The organism is Mycolicibacterium chlorophenolicum (assembly GCF_001044235.1).
In the GTDB taxonomy this organism is placed as follows: domain Bacteria; phylum Actinomycetota; class Actinomycetes; order Mycobacteriales; family Mycobacteriaceae; genus Mycobacterium; species Mycobacterium chlorophenolicum.
Window position 1 is genome coordinate 33,281 of record NZ_JYNL01000041.1, and the last position, 6,176, is coordinate 39,456.

The 6,176-nt window shown below is 66.4% G+C and carries 4 protein-coding genes and 2 pseudogenes; 4 read left to right on the forward strand and 2 right to left on the reverse strand.

From position 1 onward, the window contains the following. Position 1: 1 nt before the first annotated feature. Complete coding sequence (locus tag MCHLDSM_RS17900; protein WP_048471327.1) at positions 2 to 685, reverse strand: DsbA family protein; 684 nt, start codon at positions 683 to 685, stop codon at positions 2 to 4. A gap of 24 nt (positions 686 to 709) precedes the next feature. On the opposite strand from MCHLDSM_RS17900, the gene MCHLDSM_RS17905 reads away from it, so the two are divergent. From MCHLDSM_RS17905 to MCHLDSM_RS36260, 4 genes and pseudogenes are all read left to right on the forward strand, one after another. Beyond that, positions 710 to 1,093, forward strand: a complete 384-nt coding sequence (locus tag MCHLDSM_RS17905) for an ArsR/SmtB family transcription factor (RefSeq protein ID WP_048471336.1) — start codon at positions 710 to 712, stop codon at positions 1,091 to 1,093. Beyond that, positions 1,086 to 3,068: pseudogene (locus MCHLDSM_RS17910) on the forward strand (heavy metal translocating P-type ATPase); the annotation flags it as partial. The gene MCHLDSM_RS17905 and the pseudogene MCHLDSM_RS17910, both read left to right, overlap by 8 nt. A 228-nt stretch (positions 3,069 to 3,296) precedes the next feature. Further along, positions 3,297 to 3,638, forward strand: coding sequence for a DUF3703 domain-containing protein (locus tag MCHLDSM_RS17915; RefSeq protein ID WP_048471328.1), 342 nt, complete (start codon positions 3,297 to 3,299; stop codon positions 3,636 to 3,638). A gap of 368 nt (positions 3,639 to 4,006) precedes the next feature. Then, positions 4,007 to 4,790: pseudogene (locus tag MCHLDSM_RS36260) on the forward strand (ABC transporter permease). Positions 4,791 to 5,000: 210 nt separating this feature from the next. Here MCHLDSM_RS36260 and MCHLDSM_RS17920 read toward each other — a convergent pair. Continuing rightward, positions 5,001 to 6,176, reverse strand: a 1,176-nt coding sequence (locus MCHLDSM_RS17920) for a COG4705 family protein (protein WP_109788869.1), incomplete at its 5' end; no start/stop codon positions are given.

Below are 6,176 nucleotides of genomic sequence, written 5' to 3' on the forward strand. Positions count from 1 at the left end.
GTCAGTTTTCAAGCGCTTTGTCGAGAGCAGTGGTGAGGTCTTCGTAGCTGCGCGGTCGGAGTCGTTCACCGTTGAGGAAGAAGGTGGGGGTTCCTTGCACTCCGAGGGCGGTCCCATCGGCGATGTCGAGTTTGATGCGCTCAACGGTGGCTGGGTCGTTGTAGGCTGCGTCGAAGGCTGCCATGTCGAGTCCGAGTTCCTGCGCGAACCCGCGGAACACGTCATCCTTGGGGACCTGTTGCTCGCCCCAATCGGCCTGTGTCTCATACATTTTCTTGTACATCGCGTCGAGCTGACCTTGTTGCGCGGCGGCTTCCACGGCGCGGGCGGCGCGTTCGGCGTTGAAATGCGACCGCAGTGGGAAGTAGCGCAGGACGAAGTTGACCCGGTCGCCGTACTCGCCCCGAAGTTGCTCGATGGCTGGAAAGAGAGCCCGGCACCCCTCGCACTCGAAGTCGAGGAACTCGACGAAATAGACATCGCTGTCGGGAACCGTATTGAGGCGGTGACTGTTGTCCCGCACCGTCTGCCCTGCAGGCGATTCGTCCGACGCCGTCGCGGCTGGGGTGTCGACGTTCCGCACGGATAGGAACACTGCGGTCGCGACCGCGGCCACCACGATGACGAAAGTGGTGACGAGCACTCGGGTGTTGGTCAGGATCGCCCCGACGCCTTTCGTATTCATATCAACGTACTTTAGTATATGAATATGAGTAAGCCCATCGACACCTGTGATCTGCTGTGTTTGGACCTTCCCCATGCTGAAGCCATCCGCGCCACGGTGCCTGACACCAACGCCGTGCAGGCTGCCGCCACGGCAGCGCGGGGGCTGGGTGACGCCACCCGACTCTCCATCGCCGCGGCACTGGTCGCCGGTGACGAGCTATGCGTCTGCGATATGGCCTGGGTGGTCGGGATGTCACAGGGGTTGGTGTCCCATCATCTGCGCCAACTCAAGAATGCCGCCCTGGTGTCTTCGCGCCGGCAGGGCAAGTTGGTGATGTATCAGCTCACTGACCGCGGTCGGCAGCTGACGACCGCGGTCCTGGCCGGCGCGGCAGCCACCGCGAGAAGGGACACCGATCGTGTCTGATAACTGCTGCGGCCCCAGGCAGCCGGCGAACCCGACGCCGGGCCCGAAAAGCTCTGGCAGGTACGGCAACTGCAACTCGCCGCGGTGGCGGCCGTCCTGCTGTGTGCGGGGTGGGTCGTCGGGCGCATCGGCTACGGCGACGCCGCGATCGCCATCGAACTGCTCGCGGTCGCCGCCGCAGCAGCGACCTTCGTCCCCGACGCGGTTCGCAACCTTCGCCACGGCCGCATCGGGGTGGGCACCTTGATGACGATCGCCGCGATCGGCGCCGTCGCCTTGGGCCAGTTCGCCGAGGCGGCGCTGCTGGGAATCCTGTTCTCGATCGCCGAGGGCCTGGAGCATTACGCCGTGAGCCGGACCCGCCGCGGTCTGCGCTCGCTGCTGGCACTTGTGCCCCCGAAAGCATCGGTGATTCGCGACGGCCACGAAATCACCGTGGTCCCCGATGATCTCGTGGTGAGTGACCTGATGGTGATCCGGCCCGGCGATCGAGCCGCCACCGATGGCACCATCCGCTCCGGTCAGACCAGCCTGGACCTGTCGGCCATCACCGGCGAATCGGTTCCGGTGGAGGCCGGACCGGGCAGCACGGTGCACGCGGGCGCGATCAACGGCGGCGGCGCGATTGAGGTCGAGGCCACCGCGGTGGCCGCCGACAGCTCATTGGCCCGCATCGTCCACATCGTCGAAGAGGCCCAGGAACGCAAAGGCGCCGGCCAGCGCCTCGCTGACCGCATCGCCCGCCCGCTGGTCCCGGCGATCATGATTCTGTCCGCCCTGATCGCCGCCCTTGGGGCGCTCTTCGGTAATCCGATGCTGTGGCTGGAACGAGCACTGGTGGTGCTCGTCGCCGCATCCCCGTGCGCGCTGGCCATCGCCGTACCGCTGACCGTCGTCGCCGCCATCGGCGCCGCCAGCCGCCAGGGCGCCCTGATCAAAGGCGGCGCCGCGGTCGAAGAACTGGGCCTCATCAAAGTCATCGCCCTCGACAAGACCGGCACCCTGACCCGCAACAAACCCCAAGTCGTCGAGGTCGTCACCATCGACGGAATCACCCCCGCCGACGCGCTGGGCATGGCCGCAGCACTGGAAGCCCGCAGCGAACACCCACTCGCCCAAGCGATCCTGGCCGCCGCCCCGAACGCCACCGTGGCCGCGGACGTCACCGCCGTGCCTGGTCACGGACTCCACGGCCACCTCGACACCCACCAGCTGCGTCTGGGTAAACCCACCTGGGTCACCCCGGGCCCCCTCGCCGCGGACGTCGAAAGGCTGCAGGCCGCAGGCGCCACCGCGGTAGTCCTGGCTCGCGACGGCGACACGTTGGCCGCCATCGGGGTCCGTGACGAGCTTCGCCCCGAGGCCGCCGAAGCCGTCGAGCAGCTTCATCGCCTCGGCGTCACCGTGGCCATGCTCACCGGCGACAACACCCGCACCGCGCAAGCATTGGCCGTCCAAGCCGGCATCACCACCGTGCACTCCGAACTGTTGCCCGAAGACAAAGCCGCCCTACTTCCGGCCATCGCCGGGGGCCGTCGAATCGCCATGGTCGGCGACGGCGTCAACGACGCCCCCGCACTGGCCACCGCCGACATCGGTATCGCCATGGGCGCGATGGGCACCGACGTCGCCATCGAAACCGCCGACGTCGCCCTCATGGGCGAAGACCTACGGCATCTACCTCAAGTGCTCGCCCACTCCCGGCGCGCCAGACGAATCATGGTGCAAAACATCGGGTTCTCACTGGCCATCCTCGCCATCCTCATCCCGCTGGCCGCCTTCGGTGTGCTCGGCCTGGCGACCGTGGTGCTCATCCACGAATCCGCCGAAGTTCTCGTCATCCTCAACGCCATCCGCGCCGCCCGCACCCACACCCTGCCCGGCGTGACCACACCACCGCGCCGCCCCGCAGCCCCCACCATCGAGATCGGCCCACTCCCGCACGTCCCCGATCCGTGCTGCGGACTCACAAGACCCGCCCCGGCCGCGGCAGGCTCTCTCAACGGTGTTCCGTCGACCTCCGGCACGTCGCCGGTCGAAGAGGACTGCGCATGCTGTCAATCCGCCGAGGCGCTACCAAGCGACGTCACCGACGTCACCGACGTCACCGACGTCACCGACGTCACCGACGTCACCGACGTCACCGGGCGGCGACCCAACCTGCTCTGGAACCCCACTCCCGCCGCTGAACAGGAGCCCTCGAATGCCACGAATCACCCCTGAAGCTCGCCAGCTGTACCGCCGCGAGATGACCGCCGCCGCCACCGCCGCCGACCAGCAGACACGATGGCATCACCTCGAACGAGCCCACATCGTGTCCCAACCCAACCCGTGGCTGCACACCTGCAATCACGCCGCGATGCTCAAACTCGCACTGCACCAACACGACCGCCGCGAAGCACTCGGCCAAGTACTCCGCCTCATCGTCGCCGCCCCAGGCTCGCTGACTGGCCGCTATCCCGTCGGCAACACCGGCCGAACCTCCGCAGGCCTGATGACACCCATGCCAATTCCCGACGACCTCGCCGCACTCGTCGATAGGTGAACCGGGCCCCCATGGCATTCTCCGCAAGCGGTCGAGGCCGACGTTGTGACGGAACAGGCCCGCGACTTACAGCGCAGCTATCGCGGGCGGATACGTCGGAGCATACGTTCCAGCGCCGGCCATGCACGCTGCTAACCGATTGCCTGTCGTGTTTCGCCGCGCGATCGGAGAGGCCGAGTGCTTCCTCATGCCGAAATCGCTGCTATCTGAGCGATGAGGTGAGGGCCTGAAGCGCCCGCCGCAATAGGTCACGACCCTCGAAACGCCGGTGCAGGCGGGCGTATGACTGACGCGCCCGCGGTGAGTTTGCGGATCGATTTCGAGGCGTGCGCTGCTATCACCGGCTACGGGCATTGGACACTGAGGTAGTGAGCAATAGTGAACCGCTGCTGGGTCCGGCCCTCATCGTGGTGTGCGTGGTCATGGCAGCGGCTGCGGGACTCGTCTCCAAATTCGTTCTGCGTGGCACTCTGTGGTCCGTACCCGGCGCAGCCGTCCGGCGGCGGTACAGCTGGCTGCGGTCGGCACCGTGCTGACTGCAGCGATGGCTCGGCTCTGGTCGTCGATGCTGGTGCTGTCGGTCATGTTCGCGGTGGCTACGGTGACGGCGGCACGACGCAGCGAGGCCGACCACGGCGCGCGGTGGCTAGCATTGTCCCTTGCTGCTGGAATGGCCTCCGTCATACCGCTTTTGCTTGTGACCCAGGTGGTGCCGTTGACTGGGGTCGCGCTCGTTCCGGTATTCGGAATCGTGCTCGGCGGCACGATGACTGCCGCCGCGGTGGCTGCCCGTCGTGCTCTCGACGCGTTGAGCCAGCGCTCAGGGGAAGTCGAGGCAGCGCTGAGTCTGGGCCTCTCCGAACGTGACTCGCGGATGGATTGCTCCCAAACCTTGACCATGCCCGCACCGCCGGTTTGGTTACGCTTCCCGGCGCGTTCGGGGGTGTGTTGTTGGCGACAGGGTCTGCGGTGCAGGCTGGTGCAGTCCAGGTCATGGTTTTGGTCTCGCTCCTGCTTGCGCAAGCTTGCGACGTCGCGGTCACCGGTGAACCTGTCGCGCGCGGCCATATCACTCGGCGTGATCGAGCCTCCTCCGCGTCACGAGGTTGGGTTCAATCAGTTGCCCGGCTCGTTCCCAGGATTTCTCGCTGACCCCGCGCCTCCCACTCGGAGGAGTTGACGACAACTGCCCGCGACGCGGCATCGATGGCCCGGCGCGGAGTGCGCCGCCACCAATCACGTTGCTGGCCAGAGCCCGGCGGTGCAACGACGCGCCCACGCGGCCGAACCCTTTCCGAGCGCGAAGTCCGAGCGCCACTACAGTCATCGTCGGTGGATTCCATCGTGTCAGGTGGTGGGGGATCACTGCAGAGTGGTCAGGAGATCGTTGAGGGTCTGCGTTTCGCTGGCCGGATCGGGGTTTGCGTCCCGTATCGAGGTGAGCACGGCGTCGACGCGTCCGTCGATGGCCGTCCAGGTTGTGCTGTCGATGGCTTTGAGCTTGGGTTGCGCGTCGTCCCAGGCGATTTCGAGGTTCTTCGCGCCCGCGGTTGCTCCTGGTTGGTCGCCGGACTTCACTTTGATCAACGTGTCGTGGGTGATGGTGCGGAAGGTTGCAACGTCGGCGGCCGGGAATTTGGCGACCGCCTGCCCCGGCGCGATGGCGATGAGGGTCGCTGGGGCCTCGGCTCCAGGGGGCGCCCCGTGAGGTTGGGCGTGCGCCCATGTCATCAGAGCACCGGTGGCCACGGCAACGGCCGCGACGTAGCCCAGCATGACCTTCTCCCGACCGGGGTTCTTCGCTCGCGGCGGATTGGTCTTCTCGATGACGTCGGCGCGGGTGACGGTCAGGTAGATGACGGTGGCCAAGATGGCGGCAAGGAAGATCACACTGGTGATGGCGACCCCGAGGCCTAGTCCCTTCTGATCCTTCGGGAAGCCGAGCCAGTCGCCGAGATTCGCCCCGAGCGGGCGGGTCAGGATGTAAGCCAGCCAAAACGACAGCACGCTGTTGGCGCCGAGCTTCCAGCCGGCGACGACAGCGATGATCAGTCCGGCGGGAAGCAGAACCGCAACGCCGGGAGTCCATCCGGTGAGTTCCAATGTCCAGTCGCCTGCGGCTGTGCCGAGTGCGAAGGTGACGAGGATGGCGAGCCAGTAGAACAGTTCGCGGGGCAGGGTGGTGATGCTGTGGATAGACAATGTCCGTTCCTTGGCCCACCACACGCCGAAGACGACCGCGAGGAGCGCGGCGAAAACACTGGTGCTGAGCGCCAGTGGGACGCCGAGGTCGTCGGTGAGGATGTCGGTGTACAGCGTGCCGGTCACACTGACCACGACGACGGTGAGCCAGTACACGAACGGCTTGTAGCGGTCCAGGGTGAGTTGCCAGGCCAGGACGACCACGAGCACTGCGGTGAAGATGATCGCGGTGAGGTTCAGGCTGGCGGTGACAGTCTGATTCGGGACCAGTGTGACGGTCTGATTCGGGACCCACCCGGGCTTCGGCGTGGCGTCGTGACGGCTTGATCTGGACCC